Here is a 26,332-nt window from a genome sequence, read left to right as displayed (position 1 = left end):
ATGACGAAGGGCGCTCGCCCGTTGCGATCCGATGGGGATGCAACCCGCAGCAGGATCCTGGAATCGGCGGGGCGGTTGATCGCCGCATCCGGGTATGCCGAGACGACCAGCAAGGCGGTTGCCGCCGATGCGGGGGTCGACCTGGCTTCGATCAACTATCACTTCGGCAACCGCAGCGGCCTGTACCAGGCCGTGCTGGCCGAGGGGCATCGTGGATTGGTCAGCTTGTCCGAGCTGTCCAGGCTGGCCGACAGCGGGCTTTCCGCCAGCGAGCAGCTCCGCGAGGTGCTCGATCGCATCGTCGGAGGCATCGTGGAGGCCGATGGCTGGCATGTCCGCGTCATCGCGCGCGAGATCGCCTCGCCTTCCCCGCATCTGGACATGCTCTTCGCGCAGGAGGTGATGCCCAAGATGGCCCGCCTGGTGCAGGTCATCAGTCAGATCACCGGCATCCCCGCCGGAGATCCCGCCTTGATGCGCTGCCTGCTCAGTGTGGCGGCGCCCTGCCTGATGCTGATGATCGGCGGGCATCTGCCGGGACCCATCCAGCAGGTGTTCCAGATGCCACGCGCGGTGCTGGTTGGGCACCTGCATGCGTTTGCGATGGCCGGCCTGGCCGAAGCCGGGCGGCAGCATGCGCTGAACGCCAGCGCCTCGCCGTGATGCGGCAGGTCTGATTCCAGCCCCAGGGTGCGCGGTGCGCCGTGGGCGGAGCAACGGTGCGTGGATGCAGCGGCGGACGCACCGTCAGGGCGCGCATGTCGCGCCCGGTTCGCCGACCCGGGTCATTGCGCCTGGGCGCGGATCTTCAGCAGCTCGCGCAGCTCGTACTTGTCGGTGTCGTCCAGGCCCTGCGCGCGCTGCTTGGCCAGCAGTTCGTCCAGGCGTTGCTGCAGGGTCTGCCTCTCCAGCTGGACTATCGCGTCGTGCAGTTCCTGGCGCCAGGCGGGTTCTTCGCCAGGCAGGTCCTGCAGCATCAGCTTCTGCAGCGCGGGCAGTTCCTCGCGGTCGGCGAAATGTTCCAGCAGTGCGCCGGGGGTGATGTCCGGACGCGCCTGGATGATGTCCAGCAGTTCGGTCAGCAGCTCGATGCCCGCCAGGCGCAGGCCGGCGAAGCTGTAGGGCGCCGGCACTTCCAGCGCCAGCGACGGTACGTGCAGCAACAGCACGATGGCGCTGCGCACCAGGCTGGGCCGCTGCTGCGGTCCGCGCGCGGAGGCGGTACGCGATGGCGCGCGCGTCGGCGGCGGTGCAGGCGGCGGATTGGCGCCGACCCCGGTGACCTGGGTCAGCTGCGCGCGCATCAGGTCGCCGAACGCGCCATCGGGAATCTGCGCCAGCAGCGGCTTGGCCTTTTCGGCCAGGCGCGCCTTGCCATCCAGCGTGGCCATGTTGACGTCGCGCGACAGCTCGTCGAAGAAGAACTGCGACAGCGGCGTGCCCTGGCCCAGGCGCGCGGCGAAACCTTCGGCGCCTTCCTTGCGCACGATGGTGTCCGGGTCCTCGCCCTGCGGCAGGAACAGGAAGAACGCCTGGCGCCCGTCCTTCATGCGTGGCAATACCGATTCCAGTGCACGCCAGCCCGCGCGCTGGCCAGCGGCGTCGCCGTCGAAGCAGAAGTACACATCAGCCGCGTTGCGGAACAGCAGTTCGGCGTGGTCCGGCGTGGTCGCCGTGCCCAGCGTGGCCACCGCGTAGGTGACACCGAACTGGAACAGGCTGACCACGTCCATGTAGCCCTCGACCACCACCAGCTTCTCGATCTTCTGGTTGGACTGGCGCACCTGCCACAGGCCATAGAGTTCGCGGCCTTTGTGGAACAGCGTGGTCTCGGGACTGTTGAGGTATTTGGGGCCGTCATCCTTGTCCAGCACGCGGCCGCCGAAGGCGATCGTGCGGCCACGGCGATCGGCGATCGGGAACATCACCCGGTCGCGGAACTTGTCGTAGACGTGGCCGCGGTCGTTCTTGGAGTACATGCCGCCGCGTTCCAGCAGCTGGCTGCGGCGCGCATCAGTGCCCAGCGCGTCCTTCAACGCCGAGAAACCATCGGGCGCATAGCCGATGCCGAACAGCGTGCGCGTGGCCTCGTCCACGCCGCGTCCGTCCAGATACGTCTTGGCCTTGTCGCTGCCGGCGAGCTGGCGCTGGAAGAACCTGGCGCTGGCTTCCATCGCCGCATACAGGTCACGGCTGTCGTCGTTCTGGTTGCGTTGGGCGGTGTCGCGCGGCACTTCCATGCCGTTGCGCTTGGCCAGCTCGTCGACCGCGTCGAGGAATTCGAGGCGGTCGTAATTCATCAGGAAGCTGATCGCGGTGCCGTGCGCGCCACAGCCGAAGCAGTGATAGAACTGCTTGGTGGGCGAGACGGTGAACGAGGCCGAGCGCTCGTCGTGGAACGGGCAGCGTGCCGAATATTCCTTGCCCTGCTTCTTCAGTGGCACGCGCGAACCGACCACCTCGACGATGTCGGTGCGGGCGAGAAGATCGTCGATGAAAGCGTCGGGGATACGGGCCATGGCAGGCGACTAGGATGCCATGGGCGTCAAGTCCGGGCTGCCTTGCGCTTCCGTGCTTGATGATTCCACGGCAACAGCTTTCGTGCCGCTTCGCGGCCCGACCCACTTTCTTTGCTCGTGCAAAGAAAGCTGGGCAAAGAAACACGCTCCGGGCGGCACGCCCGCTACGCGGGTCCGCTACGGGTCGAGGGATTTTTCGAAGGAACATCCCAGTCCCTTCGAAAAACGCCACGCATCCATGCGTGGCGCCCTGCGGGTCTTGGCCTCGTCCGTTCGCCGTGCCCGACGGAGGTCTGGGGGCAAGAGCCACGGCACAGCAAAGCAAGGGCACAGCAAGCAGCTCTGCTTGGTTGCGGAGTGAGGCAAGGAAGGCCCTTACTCAGATCCTGGGTGTGCTGTCCTGATGCGACGGCAGGTCCTGCGCGGGCAGGGCGTTGGTATCGGGATCGACGGCTTCCGGCTGCGCCAGCGAGCTTTCCCGCAGGAGTGCCTCGCGTTCGGCGGCACGATGCGCGGCGTGCGCATCCATGCGCTCGTCGATGACGGCGGTGAGCAAGGCGCCGACGAAGAACACCACCGTGGCGTAGTACAGCCACACCAGCATGATCACCATCGCGCCCATGGCGCCGTAGGCGCTGCCTGGATTGGTCCGCGACAGGTACACGCCGATGGCGTAGCGACCGGCGATGAACAGCCCGGCGGTGATGACTCCGCCCAGCAACGCCTGGCGCCATTCGACCGGTCGGTCGGGCAGATAGTGGTAGAGGAAGCCGAACGCCCCCGCATACAGCACGAAGGTCAGCACGTTGCCCAGCACCGGCAGCAGCGAGGGCACGTTGTTGAGCACCACCTGCAGGCCGGTGGCGGCCATCATCGACACGATCAGCAGGAAGCCCAGGCCCAGGACCACGCCGAAGGAGAACACGCGCTTCTTCAGGAAATCCTTGATGCCGCCGCCCAGTTCCTTGCGGTCGGTGTAGAAGATCAGGTTCAGTGCCGCCTGCAGCCGCGCGAACACCGCCGTGGCGCCGATGGCCAGCAGCAGCGTGCTCCACAGCCCGGCCAGCGAGCCGACGCTGGGCTGGTTCTTGGCATTGGCCAGCACGGTCTGGGCGACATCGCCGGCCTGTGGGCCGGCCAGGCCGACCAACTGGCGCAGCAGTTCCTCCTGCGCCGGTGGATACAGCGAGGCGACCAGCCACAGCAGCAGCACCAGCAACGGCGCCAGCGAGAGCAGCGCGTAGAAGGTCAATGCAGCGGCCTGGGTCATCAGGTCGCTGTCGGCGAAGCGCTTGGCCAGCGCCACCGGGACGCTGTCCTGCAGCTGCTGCAGGCGCTTGTTGAGTTTGTCTGAGGAAGGTAGTTGCACAGTGGGCGTGGCGACCGGTGGCCTCGGGGACGTGCCGCGGGCGAGCATGCCCCAGCCCGGTGTCACCGTGTGGTGAGCGCCGGGTTCAGGTTTCGTGCGGCGTGCGTGCCCACAGGCTATTGCCATCACCGCTGCGTGCGCGTCGCCGCGCGGCCAGGCCCATGCGCCAGTACGCTGCCGCCAGCAGCAGGGCGATCACGCCGATGGCAAAGCGGGTCCAGTGGCCGTTCCAGAGCGCGGCGAAGAAGTGTTCGCCAGTGCCGATCCAGCCTGCGACCGGCACCAGCAGGGTCAGCAGTGCGCAGGCGAACAGCAGTTCGGCACCGGCCTTGGCCGGTTTGCGGATCAGCGCCCACGCCAGCAGCACGAAGAACGTCGCGTAATACGTCATCGCGGCCTGCGATTCGGGCAGCAGCGCGCCGGCAATGAACAGCGCCGACACCCCGCCGACGCAGCCCAGGCACACGCCCAGCGTCAGCCGTGCCATCACCTGGGTGCGCAGCGGCTGCGCGTGCTGGCGGCGCTTGCGGCGTGCTTCGATCCACAGCAGGTTTCCGCTGTAGAACAGGAACGCGCCGGCCAGCCCCAGCAGGAAATACAGCCACTGCACCGCGCCGTGCCCGTAGTTGCCGAAGTGCAGTCCCTGCAGGCCGCGCAGGGACGCGGTGCCGGGCGACATCGTGCGCGGGTCGACCGTGCGCAGCAGCTTGCCGCTGGCGCCGTTCATGGCCACCACCGCCATGGTATTGAGGTGGCGCTGGTCGACTTCGCCATACACCTCGATCTGCGCGTTGGCATCGCCGATGTCGTGGTAATTGATCGAGTCGACCTGCATGCCCGGCACGGCGATGCGCGCACGCGCGATCAGGTCGGCCACTGGCAGCGTCGGCCTGGCGACCTTGGCGGGTTCGACGTGCGGCACCACTTCGAAGTCGTTTGCCAGCACCTGCATCAGCTTGCCGTCGAACACCAGGTACTGGAACGGCGCCAGCAGGATCACGCCCAGCGTCAACACCGCGCCGGACCAGGCGAAGATCACGTGGAAGGGCAGCGACAGCATGCCGATCACGTTGTGCGCGTCCTGCCACAGGCGCTTGACGTTGCGGCCGATGCGCAATGCAAACAGATCCTTGAGCAGCACCGGCGCGTAGATCACCACGCCCGAGACCAGCGCCAGTCCGTACAGGATGCTGACTACGCCGAACAGGTAGGTGCCGAAGGTGTTGGGCAGGCCGCCGGTGAAGTGCAGGTCGTAGAGGAAATCGACGAAGCCGGTGCGCTGCGGCAGCGTCACCAGAGCGCCGTGTTCGTCCAGCTGGTACTGGAAGGTATCGGCCTGGTCCGGCGGCTGGTGGAAGATGCGCGGCACCGGGCCGTGGTCGCCGGCCATCACCAGGAACATCGACTCCTTCGCCGCGGGCATGCGCGCGAGCATCGTGTCGACCAGCCGCTGCGCGTGCGCGATCTGCGCGGCGGGCGTTTCGGCGTTCACCCGCGACGCCGCCGCGGGCCGGGGCGACCAGTCGGTCAGCTGGTGGGTGAAGATGGTGAACGCGCCGGCATAGAACGCGATGAACAGCGCCATGCCCGCGGTCAGCCCGACCCAGGTATGCAGGGCGAGGAAGCTGCGCAGCGTCGCGGCCTTCATGCCGGCACGCCCGTCCAGCCCAGCAGCTTGCAGGCCTGCAGTACGCCGAAGCACAGCAGCGTCGCGCCACCCAGCCATAGCCATGCGCGTGCGCCGCTGCGGCAGGCAAAGGCTGCGGCCATCACTCCGATCCAGACCGGGAAGGACCACAGCAGCAGTGCCAGCGTGTGCACTTCCAGCGGGCCGGGCCACAGCAGGGCGACCAGGCCCACCAGTCCGGTGGACAGTGGCAGGCCCAGCAGCAGGGCGGCCAACGATTTACCCCACATGGCGCGTGCCCCGTGCCTGCAGCCACGCATCCAGGTAAGGCAGCAGCGCCATGCCCAGCATTGCCATGCTCAGGCTGGCAAACACCCCGGCCCAGAGTCCGAGCGCCTGCATGGCGGCCAGCAGCGATCCCAGCGACAGCAGCCAGGCGGCCACGCGCAGGAGGCGCGCACGCGGGCGCAGCGACGGCAGCAGGTGCTGGTGCGCGGTGGCCAGGTAGAACGCCAGCGCGGCCAGCAGGCCGCACAGCAGATAGAGCAGGGTCATGGCCGCGCGGCCGTGCTGCAGCAGGGGACGGGAAGGGCGCGGATGGGCAAGCGATGTCCTGATGGCCGCCGATGGGCAGGTCGAACATGGGTACGGCGTAAGGCGTGCACCCAGCGGCGGCATCTTAGATGAGAACAGCTGGCATTTGCAGCGTGCGGCTTGCCCTGTGGCGCCGCACTTGTGGCAATCCCCTCTTGGGGACTCGGCTGAAGCGTTCCCCGCGACCTGCCCGAGGCGCAGCCGGGCAAGCCCGGCGCGACCAAGAATCGCGTTGCGGTCAGCCGGCCAGCTTCTGCTTGATCAGCTTGGAGACCAGGCCCATGTCGGCCTGACCCGCCAGCTGCGGCTTCAGCACGCCCATCAGCTTGCCCATGTCGGCCGGGCTGCTCGCGCCGGTCTGGGCGATGGCCGCATCGATCGCGACGTTGATCGCCGCCTCATCCAGCTTGGCCGGCAGGTAGGCATCGATGAAGACGATCTCGGCGCGTTCGATCGCGGCCAGGTCCTCACGGTTGGCTGCTTCGAACTGGCTGACCGAGTCCTTGCGCTGCTTGACCATCTTTTCCAGTACGGCCAGCACCGCGGCGTCGTCCAGCTCGATGCGCTCATCGACTTCGCGCTGCTTGATGGCCGCGTTGATCAGGCGGATCACGCCCAGACGGTCCTTCTCGCCGGCCTTCATGGCCGTCTTCATGTCATCGGTGAGTTGTGCTTTGAGGCTCATGGCATGGCTCCGAACGGGTCGCGCGCGGCACTCGGCCCCGGGCGTGGGATCGCAGGAAAACGGGGAACGACAAAAAGCCGGCGACGCTCACGCGTGCCGGCTCCTGGTCGGACTTCCCATCGGTCAGCCGCCGAAACGGTGCCGATGGAACGACCTGCCTTCGCTCAGTACAGGCGCTGGCGCTTGGTGACGTCGCGCGAAGAGCGACGCAGCTGGCGCTTCACCGCGGCAGCGGCCTTGCGCTTGCGTTCCTGGGTCGGCTTTTCGTAAAACTCGCGCTTGCGGGTTTCGGCCAGAACACCGGCCTTCTCGCAGGTGCGCTTGAAGCGACGGAGCGCAAATTCAAAAGGCTCGTTTTCGCGGACTTTGACGCTTGGCATGGAATCTCCGGGACACAAAAGTACCGGGCTCCAACCCGGTGAGCCGCGCACTATAGCGACTTGCCCCGGGCCATGCAAGCGCAAGGACTGGCATTGACGTGGGGCCGGGCGCATCCTGTGCACATGAAAGTCCTTGGCATCGAAACCTCCTGCGACGAAACCGGCGTGGCCGTGTACGACACGTCCGTGGCCGGCGCGGACGGCCTGCGCGCCCATGCGGTGTACAGCCAGATCGCGCTGCACGCCCAGTACGGCGGCGTGGTGCCGGAACTGGCCAGCCGCGACCACGTGCGCAAGCTGCTGCCGCTGATCCGCCAGACCCTGGACGAAGCGGGCATGTCCACCACCGACCTGGACGGCGTGGCCTATACCGCCGGCCCGGGCCTGGTCGGCGCGCTGCTGGTCGGCGCGGGCGTGGCCCGTTCACTGGCCTGGGCGCTGGATCTGCCGGCCGTCGGCGTGCACCACATGGAAGGCCACCTGCTGGCCCCGCTGATGGAAGACGACCCGCCGGAAGCCCCGTTCGTCGCGCTGCTGGTCTCAGGCGGCCACACCCAGCTAGTGGCGGTCGACCAGATCGGCAGCTACCGGCTGCTGGGCGAAACCCTGGACGACGCGGCCGGCGAGGCCTTCGACAAGACCGCCAAGATGATGGGCCTGCCGTATCCGGGCGGCCCGCAGCTGGCGGCGCTGGCTGAGCAGGGCACCCCGGGTAGATACAAATTCTCGCGGCCGATGACTGATCGGCCGGGCCTGGATTTCAGCTTTTCCGGCCTGAAGACCCAGGTATTGCTTGCCTGGCGCGACAGCGATCAGAGCGATCAGACCCGGCGCGACATCGCGCGCGGTTTCGAGGACGCGGTGGTCGACACCCTGGCGATCAAGTGCCAGCGCGCGCTGGATGCGGCCGGCAGCAATGTGCTGGTCGTGGCCGGCGGCGTGGGCGCCAACAAGCGCCTGCGCGCCAAGCTGCAGGACGCGGCTGCGCGCAACGGCGGCCGGGTGTGTTTCCCGCGCCCGGCGTTGTGCACCGACAACGGCGCGATGATCGCCTTTGCCGGCGCGCTGCGGCTGGAAGCCGGCCAGCACACTGATGCGCAGGTGAAAGTCACCCCGCGCTGGGATATGGCGACGCTGCAGGCACTGTGAACACGGCCAGTCGCTGAAAAGGCTGGCCGTACAATGGCGCCCTTTTTCAGGCATGGACTCTGTCATGCGCGTTGCTGCGGTGTTGTTGTCTTCGTTGCTGCTTTCCGCCCACGCCCAGGCGACCGTGCCTGCGCCGACTGGTGTGGTGAAGCAGCTCTACCGTGACTTTGCGTGGGAAGCGGTGCTGCACGTGCCAGATGATGGCCTGGCCCAGCAGCCTGAAGCGGTCCTGTTGAAGTACTTTGCGCCGAAGCTGGCCTCCCTGCTGGTCAGCGACGCAGCCTGCGTCACGCGCACGCATGAAGTCTGCCGGCTGGACTTCACCCCGCTGTGGGCATCGCAGGATCCTGCCGCGCAGGACCTGACCATCACGGAGGCGGGCGCCGACGAGGTGAAGGTGCAGTACGAGATCCCTTCCACGCACGAGCACATGGTCCTGCAATTCAGGCTCGCCCGGACGCCTGCCGGCTGGCGCGTGGCCGATATCGTGTATCCCGAAGGTCCCTCGCTGGTGGCGTTGCTCACCCAGTCCATGGATTGACCTCCCGCGACTTTCGCTTTTCAGGACCCGCTCCGCTCATGACCAAGGACCACGACGTGTCCACTTCCCGCATCCAGCTCGAGCCCTCGTGGAAGGCGCGCGTCGGCGACTGGCTGCTGCGGCCGGAGATGCAGGAACTGTCGGCCTTCCTGCGCCAGCGCAAGGCGGCTGGGGCGCAGGTGTTCCCGGCAGGGCCGCAGATCTTCGCTGCGTTCGATGCCACGCCGTTCGACAAGGTGAAGGTGGTGATCCTGGGCCAGGACCCGTACCACGGCGCAGGGCAGGCACATGGCCTGTGCTTCTCGGTGCAGCCGGGCGTGCCGGTGCCGCCGTCGCTGCAGAACATCTACAAGGAACTGGCCCAGGACGTGGGCTTCGTCCGCCCGGACCATGGCTGCCTGACCGCGTGGGCGCAGCACGGCGTGCTGTTGCTGAATTCGGTGCTGACGGTGGAGGAAGGCCGCGCCGGTGCCCACCAGGGCAAGGGCTGGGAAGGCTTCACCGACCACGTCATCCAGACCCTGGCGGCCGAGCGCGAGCATCTGGTGTTCCTGCTGTGGGGCAGCTATGCGCAGGCCAAGGGCAAGGTCATCGATCCCCGGCGCCATCGCGTGCTGAAGGCGCCGCACCCGTCGCCGTTGTCGGCGTATCGCGGGTTCCTGGGTTGCGGGCATTTCTCCCAGGCCAACGATTACCTGGCCCGGCATGGCCTGGGCGCGGTGGACTGGAGCCTGCCGCCGCGCGCGTCGCTGCCGGACTGACGCCTAGGTCTTTTTCTTGGTCGTGGTGGTCGACTTCTTGGCCGGCGCCTTCTTGGTGGTGCTGGCCTTCTTGGTCGTGGTCGCCTTCTTGGCGGTGGCCTTCTTCTTGGTCGAAGTGGGCGCGGCAGCCTTCCTGCGTGCTTCCGGCGGCGACACCGGCGGGGCCGGGATCGGTTCGGCCGAGACGGTCTTGACCTCGGCCTGCAGGGCTTCCAGCTGCGGGATCATCTTCTGCTGGATGCCCACCATCAGCGTCTGCATCATCACCGGCGTGCGGTCGAGCAGGTGCTGGCCGGCCTTGCTCTCGTAGAACTTGGTCATCGACTTGACGTCATCGTCGTCGAAGGTCTTGCGGTACACGTCCAGGTACACCGGGCGCATCGAGTCCCACGCCAGCGACTGGCGGACGATCTGCGAGGTGCGCGCCTGGATCTGCTGGATCTCGGCCTGCTGCTCGGCGGTCAGGGTCTTGCCCTGGGTCAGCTGGGCGAACTGCTCGCGCTGCATCGCTTCGACCTGCGGCTGGATCGCCGCCAGCATGCTCTGTGCGCGCGAGGCGGTGAGCAGTCGCTCGATTTCCTGGTCGGTGGGTTCGCGGGCCAGGGCGGGCGCAATTGCAGCCATCGCGGACAACAGCAGCAGGACGGGTGCGAATCGACAACGTGACATGCGGGACTCAAGCGTGAAGCGAGGCAGGGGATGGTGCCGAGGTGGCGCGCGCGCCGTGTAAAAATTTCACTAAATGGACGCCGGCGTCATGCACAGGGGGTGCGCCAGCTCCCCTACAATGCCGGCCATGGCCGCCGGCTCCCTCCATATCACGCCTACCTTGGCGATCCCCGACGACGAACTGGTCGAACGCTTCGTGCGTGCCAGCGGTGCGGGCGGGCAGAACGTCAACAAGGTCGCCACCGCGGTGGAGCTGCGCTTCGACGTGGCGGGTTCGCCGTCGCTGCCGGACCTGCTGCGCAGCCGCCTGCTGGCGCGGCGCGACCGTCGCCTGACCGATGAAGGCGTGCTGGTGATCGACGCCCAGCGCTTCCGCACCCAGGACCGCAACCGCCAGGATGCGCGCGAGCGCCTGGCCGACATCATTGCCGAAGGGTTGTCGGTGCCCAAGCCGCGCGTGGCCACCCGGCCCACGCGTGCCTCCAAGCTGCGGCGCTTGGACGCCAAGAAGACCCGCAGCCAAGTCAAACGCAACCGGAACACACGTGACTGGGACTGACCTGACACCGCTGCCGCTGGGCCAGACTCCGGTCGCCCCCCCCAACATGCCACGCGTGAAGCCCAACCGCTTCACCCGCTGGTGCGGCCGCACGCTGCTGCGGCTGTGCGGCTGGCGCATCGCCGGCCAGCTGCCCGACGTGCCCAAGCTGGTGATGATCGTGGCCCCGCATTCGTCCAACTGGGACGGCTTGTGGGGCATGGCGGTCAAGGTCGCCTGCGGGTTCGAGGTGAAGGTGCTGGGCAAGGCGCAGCTGTTCTGGTGGCCGCTGGGGCCGGTGCTGCGCATGCTGGGCGCGATCCCGGTCGATCGCGCCAACGCCGGCGGCGTCGTGCGCCAGGCGGTGGACACCATCCGCAGCCACGAGCGCATCTGGTTCGTGGTCACGCCCGAAGGCACCCGCAAGCGCGTGGACAAGTGGAAGAGCGGCTTCTACAAGATCGCCCTGACCGCCAACGTGCCGGTCCTGCTGGCGTATTTCCACTATCCGGAAAAGACCGTCGGGATCGGGCCGTTGTTCCATCCCACCGGCGATGCCGAGGCCGACATGGCCGCCATCCGCGCCTGGTATGCCCCGTGGATGGGCAAGAACCGCGGCACCACCTGAGCCCGTCGCCTCACTGACGTCGGGCCCAGGCGTGTCATTGGCGCTTACAGCGCGGCACCGCCAAATTTCTGGGTGTACTGCAGGTACACCGTGCGGCCCACCGAATCGAACCACGAACTGTCGTAGTACGGATACGACGTATAGGTCGCATCGTACGGCGGCATCTTGTCGAACAGGTTGGTGACCGACAGCGACAGGCGGGCGTGGTCGGTGAAGCGGAACTGCACCGATGCGTTGTAGCGGTAGGTCGCGCCGATCCACGGGCTGGTGCCGTCTTCCGGATCGTAGACCTCATCGTAGGAATCGGACGTTGGCAGGTGGCCCAGCCGCTCGCCATGCAACGTGGCTGACCAGCGGTCGTTTTCCCAGCCCAGGTTGGCACTGGCCTTGGTGCGCGGGATGTCGTAACCGCTGTTGACCGCGAACTCGTCCACCATCGCTTCGCCCGCATAGACCTGGATCTCGTGCTGGCGCACCCAGGTGTAGTCCACGCCCAGGGTGAAGCGGCCGATCGCCGTGTCCAGCTTGTAGTGCGCGCTCAGGTCCACGCCGCTGGTGCGCTCGCGGGCGATGTTGATCGGATTGACGTAGACCGAGTACAGGTCGCCGTTGGCCAGGCGCGTGACACGCGACAGTGCCTGCACGCAGGTGGTCGAGGTGATGTCCAGCGTGCCCAGGCGGCAGTCGGCCTCGTCGCGCAGCACCGCGTCCACGCGCAGGTCCTGCACCTGGTCGCGCATGTCGATGTTGAAGTAGTCGGCCGAGACGTCCAGCGACGACGTCGGCGACCAGACCAGGCCGCCGGTCCACGAGGTGCTGGTCTCCGGGTCCAGGTCGCGGTTGCCGCTGCGGCCGCGGATGATGCCTTCATCGCCGTAGTCGCAGTCTTCCAGCGCCTCGTCGGGCTGTTCGGTCGCGCAGCGGTAGTAGTCGCTGGCCGAGGTTTCATCGTTGCCCGGTCCGGCGAACACGTAATGCAGGTCCGGCGCGCGGAACGCGGTGCCGTAGGAGCCGCGCACCAGCAGCGTGTCGATCGGGCGCCACTCGATGCCGCCGCTGTAGGTGAACTTGCCGACCGAGCGCCCGGCGAAGCGGTACTGGTCGTAACGACCGGCCACGCTCAGGTTGAGGCTGTCGACCACCGGCAGGCGCAGCTCGCCGGCCAGAGCCCAGCGGTTGCGGCTGCCGTGGCCGTCCGAATCCTTCCAGCTGTAGTAGTAGTACTCGGTGGCCAGTGGATCGGGATTGAGGTCGTAGCTCTGGTTGCCGAACTCGGCCGTGGCCGAGAAGCCGGCATCGCCACCGGGCAGCGCGAACAGCATGCCGTTGGTGACGGTGAAGGCGGCCGTGTCGGTGCGCGACTTCGGGTGGTAAGTGGTATTGCGCGCGATGCTGTCGTACTCGGCGCGGGTCAGTGGCGTGTACAGGCGCTCCGGGTCGGCGTTGAAGATCGGATAGCCCGAATCCTCGTCCACGCCCAGCTGCGGCCCCAGGAACAGGTCATTGGCCAGCGAGGCCACGATCTGCGGCCAGCTGATCCGCGCCCGGTACTGCGAATGGCTCAGGCTGGCTTCGTAATCCCAGGCCTGGCCCCACTGCCCGCGGATGCCGGTGGTCAGGCTGAAGGTGTCCTGGGTGGTGCGGATCATGCCGTTGCCGAAGCCGCCCATTTCCTCCGGCGAGAACTGCCGCTGCCAGTACTCCACCTGGTCGGTGGCCTGGTTGTAGAAATAGCCTTCCTCGTTGCCGTCCGGCGCCTGGTAGCTCCACTGGGTGACGTCGCGGTACAGCGCCACGGTGTGATGGCCCAGCTGCACATCGGCGAACCACTCGCTGTTGTCGCCGAAGTTGTAGCTGAGCGAGGCATAGGCGTTGACGCCTTTCTTCTCGCTCAGGATGGTGCCGTAACCCACCGATGCCTGGCTGCCGCAGTAATAGCCGGGGCCGTAGTCGTCCAGTGCATCGTCGAAGTCAGGGCCATAACCCGGACGCGAGGTGTAGGCGGTGCTGCCGCGATTGAGCGAGGCCACGCCATCGCACGCGGCCTGGCCGGGATCCAGGTAGCTGTCGTAGTAGTCGGTGCGCAGGAAGGTGCGGCGCGCCAGGCGCGAGGTCGCCGACGGACCATCGGCGGTCGAATCCTGGAGGCTTCGGTCATAGGCCCACAGCGGACGCTGGTTGCTGAGTTCGGCACCGAAGATCGCATTGAAATCGCCGCGCGAAAATCCGCTGGACAGGCTGATGTCCAGCGACTCGCCGCCACCACGGGTGGTATCGCCCACGCGTACGTCGACCGTGGTGCCATCGGCGTGTTTCTTCAGGATGAAGTTGACCACGCCGGAGATCGCATCCGAACCGTAGATCGCAGACGCGCTGCCGGTCAGCACTTCGATCCGGTCGATCATGCCCAGCGGGATGTTGGACACGTCGGAGAAATTGCTGCGGCCCTTGAACGGCATCGGGAAGTCGGCGATGCGCCGGCCGTTGACCAGCACCAGGGTGTGGTTGGGCCCCAGGCCGCGCAGGTCCACCTGTTCGGCGCCGGGCGAGAAATCCGCGCCACTGGCCGACTGCTGGCTCTGGGTTTCACCGCCGTTCTGGGTGAGCGCGCGCAGGACCTGCGGCACGCTGGTGAAGCCGTTTGCCTGGATCTGCGCCGAGGTCATCACCGTGATCGGCGCCGGGCCTTCGATCTGCGCGCGGGGAATGCGCGAGCCGGTGACTTGCATGCGCTCCAGGTCGGTGACTGGCTCGGGCGCGACGGTGGCCGTCGCCTTCTGCACGACCGGGCTGGCTGGTGGCGTCGCATCCTGGCGCGCGATCAGCAATGCGCCGGAGGGATCGTGGCGGACCACCAGCCCGCTGCCGCGCAACAGCTGGTCGGCCGCCTGCGCGGGGCTGAGTTCGCCGCTGACGCCGCGGGTCTGCACGCCGTTGAGCTGCTCAGGGCGATAGATCAGCTGCGCGCCGGATTGTTTGGCCAGCGCCTGCAATGCCGAATCCAGGCTGCCGGCGGGAATGTCCAGGCGCGTGGCGGCCTGGGCGTCAATGGACAGCGCCGCCGAACAGGCAGCAGTCAGCAACAGCGTTCGCAGCACGGCGCGCATATCAATTTTCCCCAGTCGACGCGCGGCAGCATGCCATTCATTCCCACAGGACGAACGAGTCTGCGAAATCCCCCGCAGGCCGTTCGGAAATCTATCGGCTGTGCAGCACCACCTGGTCGGCGCGGTGTTCAGCGCGGACCGGGAACCCCCGTTCCAGCAGGCGCACGAAGCCATCGGTATTGGACCACTGGAACGTCCCGGCGATCTGCAGCGCCGCAGCGCCGGCATCGCCGATCACCAGCTTGCGGGTGTTGTAGCGGTTGAACTCGGCCACCGCGTCGCGCAGTGATGCATGCTCGAACGTCAGCAGGCCGCTGCGCCAGTCCAGCGTGCGTTGGGCATCGGCCACCGACACGCTGCGGACCAGTACGCCGTCCGGCCCGGCAATGGCGATGCTGCCGGCCGGCAGCAGGGTGGTTGGCTGGGCGCGGCCATCGGCGGCATCCGATTCCAGGCGCACGGTGCCCTCGGTTACCACCACGCGCAGGCTGCTGCCGTCGCGGCGCACCGAGAAGCGCGTGCCCACCGCCACCGCGCGGCGCGTGCCTGCCCCGACCACGAATGGCCGGCCGGCATCCTTGGCCACTTCGAAGTACGCCTCGCCCTGCTTGAGGTCGATCCGGCGCTGCGCGCGCGACAAGGCGATGTCGATCCGGCTGTCGCTGCTGAGCGTGGCCTGCGATCCGTCGGACAGCGCCACCGCACGCAGGGCGCCGAGCTGGCTGGCGTAACTCGCGCGCTCCTGCACGGCGTAGCGGCTCCAGCCGAACAGCGCAGATCCAGCCACTGCCACGACCAGCATCGCGGCGACGGCCAGCAGCGGCCAGCGCGCACGCCGTGGTGGCGTGCGCGGGCTGAAGACCAGTTCGCCCAGTGCCGCTGCAACCGGCCTGGCCGCAACCGGTTCAACGGCGGGTGTAATGCCACTGGCGAGCTGGTTCCAGGCGCCGCGCGGTGGCACGCCAGCGTGGGCGATGCCGGCACCGAGGGCCTTCAGCCGGGCGCTTTGCTCCCAGGCCGATTCCAGCCGCAGGAATGCAACCCGATGGGCGATGTCCTGCGCCAGCCACTGCTCCAGCGCCGTCTGCGCGGTGGCGTCCCACGCCTCACCGTCACGACGGGCCAGCCACGCGGCGGCGCGTCGCTCAATCCGGATGCTGTCCATCGACATGCTGTTCGACGGGTGGCGCTGCCACGGGACGCGCGGCGCGCGGCGGCGCTGCGCCATGGAAACTCCCGGCCAGCAGGCGCATGCCCTTGGCCAGGTGTTTCTCGACGGTTTTCTCGCTGATGCCCATGCGTGCGGCGGCCTCCTTCTGCGACAACTCCTCCACCCGTCGCAGCCATACCACCTCGCGACAACGGTCCGGCAGCTGGTCGAAGGATTCGGCCAGCCGCTTGAGGACCTGCCGCCCGCCACACACGCGTTCGGGAGAAACCTCATCCACCAAGACGTGCAAGGCCTCCAAATCACCCACTGCCTCGATCGACACCACCCGCGCACGGCGCAGGCGGTCGGTCATCAGGTGGCGCGCGGTGGCGAACAGGAACGACTTGGGCGCGGTCGGGAAGGCCTTGCCCGCGGCCTCGTACACGCGCACGTAGATTTCCTGGCGCAGGTCATGCAGTTCGTTGGGCTGGGACCAGCAGCGGCGCAGATACGCCGTCAACGCACCCTCGTGAACGAGGATCTCGCGGACAAACCAGTCATCCAGGGGCGCGTGCATCATCGGCACCATAGCCGAGCCGGCACGCCGTCACCACCGGCGAAGATGTGGGAGGGATTTGTCCTGCTCGCTCGTCCCGCTGCCTGATCTGTTCCGTTCCGGAGATGTCCTGCGATGAAGTGTGCTTCCCTCAAGGCCTGGCCCCTGCTGGCCGTGCTGCTCTGGTCCGGACTGGCGGACGCCGCCACGCCGCGTGGCTATGCGCAATACCTGCTGGGCGACCCGAAGGCACCGACGCCGGGCAAGGTCGAGCCCGGCCTGCTGCTGATGGGCGGTGGCGACCGCAACCACGACGCGTTGCGCTGGTTCCTGAAGAAGGCCGGCAACGGCCACCTGGTGGTGCTGCGCGCGTCGCAGGCCGGGGAGGTCGGCGAGGAGTTCTACAACGAGGTCGGCGGCATCGCCTCGGTGCAGACCTTCGTCTTCAGCAATCGCGAGGCGTCCTACGACGCCGCGTTGCTCAAGGCGCTGAAGCATGCCGATGGCATCTTCATCGCCGGCGGCGACCAGTCGCGCTACGTGCGCTACTGGAAGGGCACGCCGGTGGCCGCTGCGCTGGACGCGCACGTCAAGGCGGGCAAGCCGCTGGGCGGCACCAGCGCCGGCCTGGCGATGCAGGGGGAGTACCTGTACGGCGCGATGGACGGTGGCAGCCAGACCAGTCCCAGCGCGCTGGCCGATCCGCTGGGCGCAGCCAACACCATCGAGACCGGCTTCCTGCACCTGGCCGCGCTCAAGGGCGTGGTCACCGATACCCACTTCAGCGAGCGTAATCGGCTCGGCCGGTTGATTACCTTCGTCGCCAAGGCCGAGACCATCGCAGGCCATCCACTGATCGGGCTGGGCGTGGATGAAAGCGCAGCGGTCGCGGTGGAGGGCGATGGCACCGCGCGCGTCTACGCGACTGAATCCGGTGGCGGTGCGACGGTGGTCCAGGGCGGCTTCGCCGACAGGCAGGTCGAAGACGAGCCGATGCAGCTCAAGCAGGTCAACACTGTCGGCGTCGGTGCCGGCTCGGTGCTGCACCTGCCGGCCGGTACGGTCGATTCTCCCGTGTTCCAGCATCGCTATGCGGTGCGTGACGGCCTGCTGCTGGCCCAGGACCAGCCGACGCTGGTCATCCACGGCGGTGCCGGCGTCGAGCGCAAGGGCATGACCGCGGCCGACGAAGCCGAGGCGCGCGCGGCCATGGCCGCCGCGCTGCAGGCCGGCCATGCGCTGCTGGTGCAGGGCAAGCCGGCGGTCGATGCGGTGGCCGCGGCGATCTCGGTGCTGGAGGACTCGCCGCAGTTCAACGCCGGCAAGGGCGCGGTGTTCAACCATGAAGGCAAGAACGAGCTGGATGCCTCGATCATGGATGGCGCCACTGGCATGGCTGGCGCGGTCGCGGGCGTGCACCGGGTGCGCAATCCGATCCAGCTGGCGCGCGCGGTGATGGACCACTCACAGCACGTGATGATGGTCGGCGATGGCGCGGAGATCTTCGCCCGCGAACAGGGCATCACCCTGGTCGATCCGTCCTACTTCCGCATCGAGAAGCGTTGGCAGCAGCTGCAGCAGGCGCTGAAGGAGGACAGGCTGGGCCAGGCCCACGCCGACCTGACCACCGCCAAGCACTTTGGCACCGTCGGCGCGCTGGCGCTGGATACCCAGGGCCGTCTGGCGGCCGGCACCTCCACCGGCGGCATGACCGACAAGCGCTATGGGCGCGTGGGCGATTCGCCGATCATCGGCGCCGGCACCTATGCAGACGCCCAGTGCGCGGTGTCGGGCACCGGCTGGGGTGAGTTCTACATCCGCGCCGTGGCCGCCTACGACATCTGCGCGCGCATGAAGTACGCCGGGCAATCGCTCAAGCGCGCCTCGGAAACGGTGATCGACAAGCAGATCCCCAAGGCCGGCGGCGACGGTGGTGCGATCGGCCTGGGCGCCGACGGCGCGGTGGCCTTCCCGTTCAATACCGAAGGCATGTACCGCGGCTGGATCGGTCCGGACGGCGTGGCCCATGTGGCCATCTACAAGGACGATCCGCTGCCGCTACCCGCCGGCCAGTAGCCGAAGCGGCCGATCGCGCGGCGCGGCGCCGCGCGATCGGGTCCAGTGGCCGCGCCACCCCTTCCAGCACGTGCCATGCACGGCCAGATGCGCTAGCGTGCCGGACTTTCCCGACCCCGCTGGACATTGCGCATGACCCGCACCCTCGTTCTTGCCGCCGCCATCAGCCTGGCGCTGGCCGCCTGCAACGGAAAACAGGAGGCCGATTCCGTGAAGACCCCCGCCGCCGCCCCGGCCGCCGCCGCCGCGCCGCAGCGCGACAACCCGCTGCTGACTGCCAGCACGTTGCCGTTCCAGGCCCCGCCGTTCGACAAGATCCAGGACGCCGACTACCTGCCGGCGTTCGAGCAGGGCATGGCCCAGCACCTGGAAGAGATCAACAAGATCGCCGACAGCAGCGAGGCGCCGACCTTCGAAAACACCATCGAGGCGATGGAGAAGACCGGTGAAACCCTCAACCGCGTCTCGCGGATCTTCTTCGGCATCGTCCAGGCCGACACCAACGACGCGCGCCAGAAGATCCAGGAAGACATCGCGCCCAAGCTGGCCGCGCACCAGGACGAGATCAGCCTCAACCCGAAGCTGTTCGCCCGCATCAAGGCCGTCTACGACCAGCGCGACACGCTGAAGCTGGACCCGGAAGCCACGCGCCTGGTGGAACGTGACTACCAGGAGTTCATCCGCGCCGGCGCGCAGCTGTCCGACGCCGACAAAGCCACCCTGCGCAAGCTCAACGTGGAAGAAACCACGCTGTCCACCCAGTTCCACCAGCGCCTGGTCGCCGCCGCGGCGGCTGGTGCGGTGGTGGTGGACGACAAGGCCAAGCTGGCCGGCCTGAGCGATGGCGACATCGCCTCGGCCGCCGAGGACGCCAAGGCCCGCAAGCTGGACGGCAAGTACCTGCTGGCGCTGCAGAACACCACCCAGCAGCCGGTGCTGGCTTCGTTGCAGGACCGCGACCTGCGCGCCAAGGTGCTGCAGGCCTCGGAGACGCGCACCGAACAGGGCGACGCCAACGACACCCGCCAGATCGTCCAGCGCCTGGCCCAGCTGCGCGCGCAGAAGGCCAAGCTGCTTGGCTACGACAGCTACGCCGCCTACAGCCTGTCCGACCAGATGGCCAAGACGCCGGACGCCGCGCTCAAGCTGCTGACCGACACCGTGCCGGCGGCCACCGCCAAGGCCAAGGGTGAAGTGGCCGAGATGCAGAAGGTCATCGACGCCCAGAACGGCGGCTTCAAGCTGGCTGCGTCCGATTGGGACTTCTACGCCGAACAGGTGCGCAAGGCCAAGTACGACCTGGACGAATCGCAGATCAAGCCGTACTTCGAACTGGACAACGTGCTGCACAACGGCGTGTTCTACGCCGCCACCCAGCTGTACGGGATCACGTTCAAGGAGCGCAAGGACATCCCGACCTACAACCCGGACATGAAGGTGTACGAGGTGTTCGACAAGGACGGCAGCTCGCTGGCCCTGTTCTATACCGACTACTACAAGCGCGACAGCAAGTCCGGTGGCGCGTGGATGGATGTGTTCGTCGAGCAGGACGGCCTGACCGGTGCCAAGCCGGTGGTCTACAACGTGTGCAACTTCACCAAGCCCGCCGACGGCCAGCCCGCGCTGCTGAGCTTCGATGACGTGACCACCATGTTCCATGAGTTCGGCCATGCGCTGCACGGCATGTTCTCCAAGGTGAAGTACCCGTCGATCGCCGGCACCAGCACCTCGCGCGATTTCGTCGAGTTCCCCTCGCAGTTCAACGAGCACTGGGCGACCGATCCGAAGGTGTTCGCCCACTACGCCAAGCACTACCAGACCGGCAAGCCGATGCCCAAGGAACTGGTCGAGAAGATCCAGAAATCCAAGACCTTCAACAGCGGCTACGCCACCACCGAATACCTGTCGGCCGCGCTGCTGGACATGGCCTGGCACACCGTGCCGGCCGATGCGCAGCTGAAAGACGTGGATGGCTTCGAGGCCGAGTCGCTGAAGAAGTTCGGCGTGGACCTGGCCGAAGTGCCGCCGCGTTACCGCACCACGTATTTCGACCACATCTGGGGCGGCGGCTACGCGGCCGGCTACTACGCCTACTTCTGGTCGGAAGTGCTGGACGACGACGCGTTCGAATGGTTCAAGGAACACGGTGGCCTGACCCGCAAGAATGGCGATACCTTCCGCGACAAGATCCTGTCGCGCGGCAACACCGTCGAGCTTTCGCAGCTGTACCGCGACTTCCGCGGCAAGGACCCGAGCGTGGATGCGCTGCTGGAGAACCGCGGGCTGAAGTAAGCGGCGCGGCAGCAACCGGAAAAAAAGGACGGCGCAAGCCGTCCTTTTTTTGTGTCTCAAGCGTGCGGTTCGCGCGCTCAGCCCATATGCAACCCGCCGTTGACCGCATAGTCGGCGCCGGTGACGTAGGCCGCTTCGTCCGACACCAGCCAGGCGCACAGGCCGGCGACTTCTTCGCCGGTGCCCAGGCGGCGCACCGGCACCGAACTGGCCAGTCGCTCCAGCACGTCCGGCGGGAAGCTGCTGATCGCCGCACTGGCGATGTAGCCGGGCGAAATCGTGTTGACGGTGACCCCGCGCGCGGCCACTTCCTGCGCCAACGCACGGGTGAAGCCGGTCATCGCCGCCTTGGCGGTGGCGTAGTTGACCTGGCCGATCTGGCCCTTGTGCGCGCTGACCGAGCCGATGTTGACGATCCGGCCCCAGCCACGCGTGCTCATCCCATCGACCACCTGCTTGGTGATGTTGAACAGCGAATGCAGGTTGGCGTTGATCACCGCCTGCCAGTCACTGTGCTCCATCTGCCGGAACAGCATGTCGCGGTTGCCGCCGGCGTTGTTGACCAGCACGTCGATCTCGCCGACCTCGGCCCTGACCGTGCGGAACGCGGCCACGGTGGACTCCCAGTCGGCGGCGTTGCCTTCGGAGACGATGAAGTCGAAGCCCAGCGCGCGCTGCTCGCGCAGCCAGCCGGCCTTGCGTGGCGACTCCGGGCCGCAGCCGACGACCACGGTGTGGCCGCTGCGCGCGAGCTTCTGGCAGATCGCCGTGCCGATGCTGCCCATGCCGCTGGTGACGTATGCGATGCGTAAGGTCATGGCGTGAGTCCTGTGAAGGGAGGCATCAGCCCGCGACAAGCGGGAACAGCGAGAACAACAGGCCGCCGGCCAGCAGCACCAGCGACACCAGCACCGCCCACTTCAGGGTGAACTTCTGGTGGTCGGCGAAATCCACCTTGGCCAGGCCCACCAGCAGGTAGGTCGAAGGCACCAGCGGGCTGAGCAGGTGGACCGGCTGCCCGGCCAGCGAGGCACGCGCCATTTCCACCGGGGTGATGCCGTATTCGGCCGCGGCCTGCGACAGGATCGGCAGCACGCCGAAGTAGAAGGCGTCGTTGGACATGAAGAAGGTGAAGGGCATGCTGGCCAGTGCGGTGATCCCCGCCAGGTACGGGCCCCAGGCATCGGGGATCACGGCCAGGAAGCTGCGCGACATCGCCTCGACCATGCCGGTATTGGCCAGGATGCCGGTGAAGATGCCGGCGGCGAAGATCAGCGACACCACCGACAGGACGTTGCCGGCATGGTTGACCAGGCGGCGGCGCTGCTCGGCCAGGTTGGGGTAGTTGATCATCAGCGCGACGGCGAAGCCGATCATGAACAACACCGGCATCGGCAGCACGCCGATCACCAGCGCGGCCATCAGCGCCGTGGTCAGGGCGAAATTCACCCACAGCAGTCTGGGCCGCTTGATGTCTTCCACGTCCTCGACGGTGGGCAGCGCATCGCTGCCGTCATCGGCGACCGACGCATCCATCCAGTCGCTGCCGCCGGGCAGGGTGATCGTGCCCAGCCGCTTGCGCTCGGCCAGGCCCAGCCACCAGGCCAGCGCCAGGATGGTGAGCAGCGCCATGATCATCGCCGGGACCAGCGGCACGAATACATCGGCCGGGTCCACGTGCAGGGCGGTGGCGGCGCGTGCGGTCGGGCCACCCCACGGTGTCAGGTTCATCACGCCGCCGGACAGGATGGTCACGCAGGTCATGTTGAGTGCGTTCATGCCCAGCCGCCGGTACAGCGGCAGCATCGCCGAGGCAGTGATCATGTAGGTGGTCGAGCCATCGCCATCGAGCGAGATCAGCATCGCCAGCACGGCGGTGCCCATCACGATCTTCAGCGGATCGCCCTTCACCAGCCGCAGGATGTGCCGCACCAGCGGGTCGAACATGCCCGCGTCGATCATCACCCCGAAGTACAGGATCGCGAACATCAGCATCACGCCGGTCGGCGCGATCTTCTTGATGCCATCGAGCATCATCTCGTTGATGCCGGTGCCGAAGCCGCCGAGCAGCGCGAAGATGATCGGTACCGTGATCAGCGCCACCAGCGGCGAGAGCCGCTTGGACATGATCAGGTACATGAAGGTGATGACCATTCCAAAGCCGAGCGCGGTCAGCATCGTGGGTTCCTCGTAGGTGGACGACGCCGTGCCCGCGTCGGGCCGGTGGGGTCAGAAGTCGTACTGGAAGCGGCCGGTGACCGCGCGGGTTTGGTCCAGCGTGGTCGCGGTCAGGTGGTTGCGGTTGCGGCTGTCGATCAGGTCGAACATCAGCCGCAGGTTGGGCTTGAGATACCAGTTGGCGCCCAGGGTCCAGGCCTGCATCGACGCATCGATGGTGTCGGCGCTGCCGTCCGGATGCTGGTTGCCCTGCATGCGATCAAAGCGCAGGGCCAGTTCGAGCGCGCCGGCGGTGTGGTTGACGCCCTTGATGCGGCTGAAGCGACCGGTCTTGCGGTCGTAGCCGCGCGACTCGCCGGTGACAAACCAGCTGACGAAACCATAGGCGGACTGCACCGTGGCGCGCTGCGCGCCGTCGGAGAACACGCCGCCGGTGTATTCGCCCTGCCATGACCATGGGCCGCGCACTTCGGCGTATTCCAGCGACCACTTGTCCACGTCGGTATCGCGGCCGGTGTCGAAGCGGGCCAGGGTCAGGCGGCTGTTCTCGGCCAGGTCGTTGGCCGGGCGCGGACGGATCGACAGCACCGCGGCGCCGTCGACGCCCGGATGGTCGTAGTCCTCGTGCGCCAGCGACAGGCCCAGGTGGCGCAGCGCATCACCCTGGTCCAGCGGCAGCCAGGTCGCGCGGCCGCCCAGCGCCTTGCCCTTGGTGGCGCTGTTGTCGATGCTTTCCAGGCTGTAGGCGCTGGCCGCCCAGGTGCCGTGCGGCAGCGTCGCCTGCCAGGACACGCCCTTGCGATAGGTCGGCGCCAGCGCGCTCGGCCCCATGCCGCGTTCCAGGAAGGCGCCATAGTTGGAGCCGGTGCGGTCGTCCAGGCTGAAGTACTGCTTGAACTGGCCCAGGGTCAGCGTGCCGGCGGAGAACTTCCTGGCGATGAACACATCACGGGCCACGATGCCGGCGCTGCCCGGTTCGTCCTGCAGTCCGGCCAGGTCGACCTCGGCCTTGTAGGTGAAGCCGTAGAACCTGCCCGACACGTCCAGCCAGATGCGGCGGAACTGGGTGTCGTTGGCGTTGTCGGTGCCACGGTGGTCGTTGTCGAACGCGGCGACATCCCAGTGCACGCGGCCGCCCAGTGCGATGGTGACCGGATCGGCATCGTCATCATCGGCGGCGAAGGCCGGCGCGGACAGGCTCAGCGACAGGCAGGCCGCGGCCAGGCCACGGGATTTCAACGAATGGTTCGGCACAGACCCTCCCAGGTGCATGTGTGGCATCGGCCGTCGCGTGCTGGGCGGGCCGTCAGTGGCAGCGAGCCTAGGCGGCCGAAGCTGTCATCGACCTGTCGCTGCGGCACGGCATTGGTGGGATGGACGTGGCGGCGTGCAGGTGGAATGCTGCGCCGCCCTGCACCCTTCGCACGCGACGGCGGCTGTTTCCCAATGCGCATCCTGCTGGTGGAAGACAACGTGGACCTGGCCGATGCCATCGTGCGGCGCATGCGTCGCAGCGGCCACGCCGTGGACTGGCAGCACGATGGCTTGGGCGCGGCCAGCGTGCTGCGTTACCAGAGCTTCGACCTGGTGGTGCTGGATATCGGCTTGCCGCGCCTGGATGGCCTGTCCCTGCTGGGCGACCTGCGCGAACGCGGCGATGCCACGCCGGTGCTGATGCTGACCGCGCGCGATGGCATCGAGGACCGCGTGCATGCGCTCGATGTCGGCGCCGATGACTACCTGGCCAAGCCGTTCGACTTCCGCGAATTCGAGGCGCGCTGCCGGGTGCTGCTGCGTCGTAGCCGAGGCCAGGCCAGCGCGGTCGTGCAGGTGGGAACGCTGGTGTTCGACAGCGCCGCGCATACGGTGCAGGTCGACGGGCAGCCGCTGGAACTGCCCAATCGCGAGTTCCGCCTGCTGGAGATCCTGCTGGGCAAGCTGGAGCAGGTGGTCAGCAAGGATGAGATCGCCAAGGGCTTGTTCGGCTTCGACGACGAAGCCGGCCCCAATGCCATCGAGCTGTACATCGGCCGCCTGCGCAAGAAGCTGGGCGAATCCTCGCTGCGCATCGTCACTGTGCGTGGCGTGGGCTACAAGGCCGAAAGCGTGGACGGATGAGCACCGTCAGCGCGCCCTCGCCGACCCGTGCGCCATCGCTGCGCCGCACCCTGCTGCTGTACCTGGGCGGGCTGTCGGTGCTGGCGATCGGCGTGCTGTTCTTCACCGCGCGCGCCTATGGCGACCGCGCCGCGAACCGCTCCTACGACCACCTGCTGGTGTCCTCGGCGCTGTCGATCCTGGGCAGCGTGGCGCGGGCCGATGGGGAGTGGCAGGTGGACCTGCCGTATGCGGCGCTGGACCTGTTGTCGATGGCGCCGGAGGACCGCGTGTTCTATCGCGTCTCCGATGGCGATGGCCGCACCATCACCGGCTACGGCGACCTGCCCGGTGCCCAGGCGCGCGCCGCAGGAAGGCAAGCCGATGTTGTTCGATGCGGCCTACAGCGACGAGACCGTGCGCTTCGTGGTGGTGACCCGGCGCATCTCCACGCCTTCGGGCCAGGCTCAGGTGCTGGTCGAAGTCGGCCAGACCCGGCGTGCACGCCAGGCGCTGGCCAGCGACCTGGTGCTGCGCGCGCTCACCGGCCTGGCCCTGCTGTCGGTGATGAGCGCCTTGCTGGTGTGGCTGGGCGTGCAGCGCGCATTGCGTCCCCTGGCGCGGGTCGAACGCGATCTGTCGCGGCGCGAACCGGCCGACCTGCGCCCGCTGTCCGATGGCACGCCGCAGGAAATGGCGCAGATGGTGGCCGCGCTCAACCGCTTCATGGAACGCCTGCAGAGCAGCAACGAAAGCCTGCGCGCGTTCATGGCCGAAGCCGCGCACCAGATGCGCACGCCGCTGGCCGCGCTGCGCGCGCAGGCGCAGCTGGGCCTGGATGAGGAAGATCCGGCCGACATGCGCCGCAGCCTGGTTGCGGTCGAACGCAATGCCAGCCACATGAGCCGGCTGCTCAACCAGCTGCTCAGCGATGCCAGCGTGCTGCATCGAGCCAACCTGCAGCGCTTCGAGCGGGTGGACCTGGCCGAAGTGCTGCATCACGCCCTGCACGACGCATTGCCCGCCATCGAGCCCAAGCCGCGGGTGCACCTGGCGGTGTGCGCCGAGCCGGCCAACGTGCATGGCGATGGCCTGCTGCTGCGCGAGGCGATCAAGAACCTGATCGACAACGCGCTCAAGCACGGCGGCGCCGAAGGCCCGCTGCAGATCGCGCTGACCGTCGACGACGCGCAGTGTGTGCTGACGATCGCCGATCACGGCCCGGGCATCGCCGCGGCCGAGGCCAACACCGTGTTCGAGCGCTTCGCCCGCGGCCGGTCCGCGCCGCAGGGTGGGGCGGGGCTGGGCCTGGCCATCGTCAAGCGCGTGGCCGACAGCCACGGCGCGGTGATCGACCTGTCCAATCGTCCCGGTGGTGGCCTGATCGTCACCCTGCGCTTTCCCCGGAGTGTGTGA

Annotated in this window: 23 protein-coding genes and 2 pseudogenes; 11 read left to right on the top strand and 14 right to left on the bottom strand. The window is 67.6% G+C overall.

Features of this window, described 5'->3' with window-relative positions; genetic code table 11:
• Complete coding sequence (locus O8I58_RS10385) at positions 1-663, top strand: TetR/AcrR family transcriptional regulator (protein ID WP_298315337.1); 663 nt, start codon at positions 1-3, stop codon at positions 661-663.
• 122 nt (positions 664-785) lie between these two features.
• On the opposite strand, the gene dnaG is transcribed toward O8I58_RS10385, so the two are convergent.
• From dnaG to rpsU, 7 genes are all read right to left on the bottom strand, one after another.
• Positions 786-2,519 (bottom strand): DNA primase, encoded by a 1,734-nt coding sequence (dnaG, locus tag O8I58_RS10380; protein ID WP_298315335.1) that lies wholly within the window; start codon positions 2,517-2,519, stop codon positions 786-788.
• A 379-nt stretch (positions 2,520-2,898) separates the two neighbouring features.
• A complete protein-coding gene (locus O8I58_RS10375) occupies positions 2,899-3,888 on the bottom strand; it encodes a YihY/virulence factor BrkB family protein (RefSeq protein ID WP_298315332.1) in 990 nt (329 codons plus the stop codon).
• A gap of 85 nt (positions 3,889-3,973) precedes the next feature.
• Complete coding sequence (locus O8I58_RS10370) at positions 3,974-5,536, bottom strand: PepSY-associated TM helix domain-containing protein (RefSeq protein WP_298315329.1); 1,563 nt, start codon at positions 5,534-5,536, stop codon at positions 3,974-3,976.
• Positions 5,533-5,805, bottom strand: a complete 273-nt coding sequence (locus tag O8I58_RS10365) for a hypothetical protein (protein ID WP_298315327.1) — start codon at positions 5,803-5,805, stop codon at positions 5,533-5,535. The genes O8I58_RS10370 and O8I58_RS10365 overlap by 4 nt, the downstream gene beginning before the upstream one ends.
• Positions 5,795-6,070 (bottom strand): hypothetical protein, encoded by a 276-nt coding sequence (locus tag O8I58_RS10360; RefSeq protein ID WP_298315324.1) that lies wholly within the window; start codon positions 6,068-6,070, stop codon positions 5,795-5,797. The genes O8I58_RS10365 and O8I58_RS10360 overlap by 11 nt, the downstream gene beginning before the upstream one ends.
• Before the next feature lie 277 nt (positions 6,071-6,347).
• Entirely contained in the window at positions 6,348-6,794 is a 447-nt protein-coding gene (locus tag O8I58_RS10355; RefSeq protein ID WP_298315321.1) for a GatB/YqeY domain-containing protein, read from the bottom strand.
• Positions 6,795-6,958: 164 nt separating this feature from the next.
• A complete protein-coding gene (gene rpsU, locus O8I58_RS10350) occupies positions 6,959-7,174 on the bottom strand; it encodes a 30S ribosomal protein S21 (protein ID WP_002808376.1) in 216 nt (71 codons plus the stop codon).
• A gap of 123 nt (positions 7,175-7,297) precedes the next feature.
• Here rpsU and tsaD point away from each other — a divergent pair, with 123 nt between their 5' ends.
• The 3 genes from tsaD to ung all read left to right on the top strand — a co-directional run bounded on the left by tsaD (position 7,298) and on the right by ung (position 9,625).
• Positions 7,298-8,323 carry a tRNA (adenosine(37)-N6)-threonylcarbamoyltransferase complex transferase subunit TsaD gene (gene tsaD, locus O8I58_RS10345; RefSeq protein ID WP_298315316.1) on the top strand — a complete coding sequence of 342 codons (1,026 nt, stop codon included), beginning with the start codon at positions 7,298-7,300 and terminating at the stop codon, positions 8,321-8,323.
• 64 nt (positions 8,324-8,387) lie between these two features.
• Positions 8,388-8,864 carry a hypothetical protein gene (locus O8I58_RS10340; protein WP_298315314.1) on the top strand — a complete coding sequence of 159 codons (477 nt, stop codon included), beginning with the start codon at positions 8,388-8,390 and terminating at the stop codon, positions 8,862-8,864.
• Between the two features lie 38 nt (positions 8,865-8,902).
• Positions 8,903-9,625 (top strand): uracil-DNA glycosylase, encoded by a 723-nt coding sequence (gene ung / locus O8I58_RS10335; protein ID WP_298315311.1) that lies wholly within the window; start codon positions 8,903-8,905, stop codon positions 9,623-9,625.
• Positions 9,626-9,628: 3 nt separating this feature from the next.
• Here the strand turns inward: ung and O8I58_RS10330 are convergent, their stop codons facing one another.
• Entirely contained in the window at positions 9,629-10,294 is a 666-nt protein-coding gene (locus tag O8I58_RS10330; RefSeq protein WP_298315309.1) for a DUF2059 domain-containing protein, read from the bottom strand.
• Between the two features lie 127 nt (positions 10,295-10,421).
• On the opposite strand from O8I58_RS10330, the gene arfB reads away from it, so the two are divergent.
• Together arfB and O8I58_RS10320 are read left to right on the top strand one after the other, a co-directional pair.
• The gene (gene arfB, locus O8I58_RS10325) at positions 10,422-10,853 is read left to right on the top strand and encodes an alternative ribosome rescue aminoacyl-tRNA hydrolase ArfB (protein ID WP_298315306.1); all 432 of its coding nucleotides are present in this window, start codon (positions 10,422-10,424) and stop codon (positions 10,851-10,853) included.
• Between the two features lie 46 nt (positions 10,854-10,899).
• Complete coding sequence (locus tag O8I58_RS10320) at positions 10,900-11,460, top strand: lysophospholipid acyltransferase family protein (RefSeq protein ID WP_298322896.1); 561 nt, start codon at positions 10,900-10,902, stop codon at positions 11,458-11,460.
• Between the two features lie 44 nt (positions 11,461-11,504).
• Here O8I58_RS10320 and O8I58_RS10315 read toward each other — a convergent pair whose 3' ends face one another.
• The 3 genes from O8I58_RS10315 to O8I58_RS10305 form a co-directional block, all read right to left on the bottom strand.
• A complete protein-coding gene (locus O8I58_RS10315; protein ID WP_298315303.1) occupies positions 11,505-14,567 on the bottom strand; it encodes a TonB-dependent receptor in 3,063 nt (1,020 codons plus the stop codon).
• Positions 14,568-14,658: 91 nt separating this feature from the next.
• Complete coding sequence (locus tag O8I58_RS10310; RefSeq protein ID WP_298315300.1) at positions 14,659-15,732, bottom strand: FecR family protein; 1,074 nt, start codon at positions 15,730-15,732, stop codon at positions 14,659-14,661.
• The gene (locus O8I58_RS10305) at positions 15,713-16,294 is read right to left on the bottom strand and encodes an RNA polymerase sigma factor (RefSeq protein ID WP_298315298.1); all 582 of its coding nucleotides are present in this window, start codon (positions 16,292-16,294) and stop codon (positions 15,713-15,715) included. The genes O8I58_RS10310 and O8I58_RS10305 overlap by 20 nt, the downstream gene beginning before the upstream one ends.
• A 114-nt stretch (positions 16,295-16,408) precedes the next feature.
• On the opposite strand from O8I58_RS10305, the pseudogene O8I58_RS10300 reads away from it, so the two are divergent.
• From O8I58_RS10300 to dcp, 3 genes and pseudogenes are all read left to right on the top strand, one after another.
• A pseudogene (locus tag O8I58_RS10300) lies at positions 16,409-17,122 on the top strand (cyanophycinase); the annotation flags it as partial.
• Positions 17,123-17,446: 324 nt separating this feature from the next.
• The gene (locus tag O8I58_RS10295) at positions 17,447-18,349 is read left to right on the top strand and encodes an isoaspartyl peptidase/L-asparaginase family protein (protein WP_298322893.1); all 903 of its coding nucleotides are present in this window, start codon (positions 17,447-17,449) and stop codon (positions 18,347-18,349) included.
• 132 nt (positions 18,350-18,481) lie between these two features.
• Complete coding sequence (gene dcp / locus O8I58_RS10290; RefSeq protein ID WP_298315294.1) at positions 18,482-20,641, top strand: peptidyl-dipeptidase Dcp; 2,160 nt, start codon at positions 18,482-18,484, stop codon at positions 20,639-20,641.
• Between the two features lie 77 nt (positions 20,642-20,718).
• Here dcp and phbB read toward each other — a convergent pair whose 3' ends face one another.
• Genes phbB through O8I58_RS10275 form a run of 3 tightly spaced genes read right to left on the bottom strand, consistent with a single transcriptional unit; the run spans position 20,719 to position 24,091 of the window.
• Positions 20,719-21,459 (bottom strand): acetoacetyl-CoA reductase, encoded by a 741-nt coding sequence (gene phbB, locus O8I58_RS10285; protein WP_298315291.1) that lies wholly within the window; start codon positions 21,457-21,459, stop codon positions 20,719-20,721.
• Between the two features lie 25 nt (positions 21,460-21,484).
• Positions 21,485-22,819: a CitMHS family transporter gene (locus O8I58_RS10280; protein ID WP_298315288.1), complete on the bottom strand. Its 1,335-nt coding sequence runs from the start codon at positions 22,817-22,819 to the stop codon at positions 21,485-21,487.
• 51 nt (positions 22,820-22,870) lie between these two features.
• A complete protein-coding gene (locus O8I58_RS10275; RefSeq protein WP_298322890.1) occupies positions 22,871-24,091 on the bottom strand; it encodes an OprO/OprP family phosphate-selective porin in 1,221 nt (406 codons plus the stop codon).
• A gap of 174 nt (positions 24,092-24,265) precedes the next feature.
• On the opposite strand from O8I58_RS10275, the gene O8I58_RS10270 reads away from it, so the two are divergent.
• Together O8I58_RS10270 and O8I58_RS10265 are read left to right on the top strand one after the other, a co-directional pair.
• Positions 24,266-24,937, top strand: a complete 672-nt coding sequence (locus O8I58_RS10270) for a response regulator transcription factor (protein ID WP_298315285.1) — start codon at positions 24,266-24,268, stop codon at positions 24,935-24,937.
• Positions 24,934-26,332, top strand: a pseudogene (locus O8I58_RS10265) (sensor histidine kinase N-terminal domain-containing protein). The gene O8I58_RS10270 and the pseudogene O8I58_RS10265 overlap by 4 nt, the downstream one beginning before the upstream one ends.

Origin of the sequence: Pseudoxanthomonas sp. (assembly GCF_027498035.1) — a bacterium.
Lineage (GTDB): Bacteria > Pseudomonadota > Gammaproteobacteria > Xanthomonadales > Xanthomonadaceae > Pseudoxanthomonas_A.
This window is presented reverse-complemented; position numbering and strand designations above follow the sequence as displayed.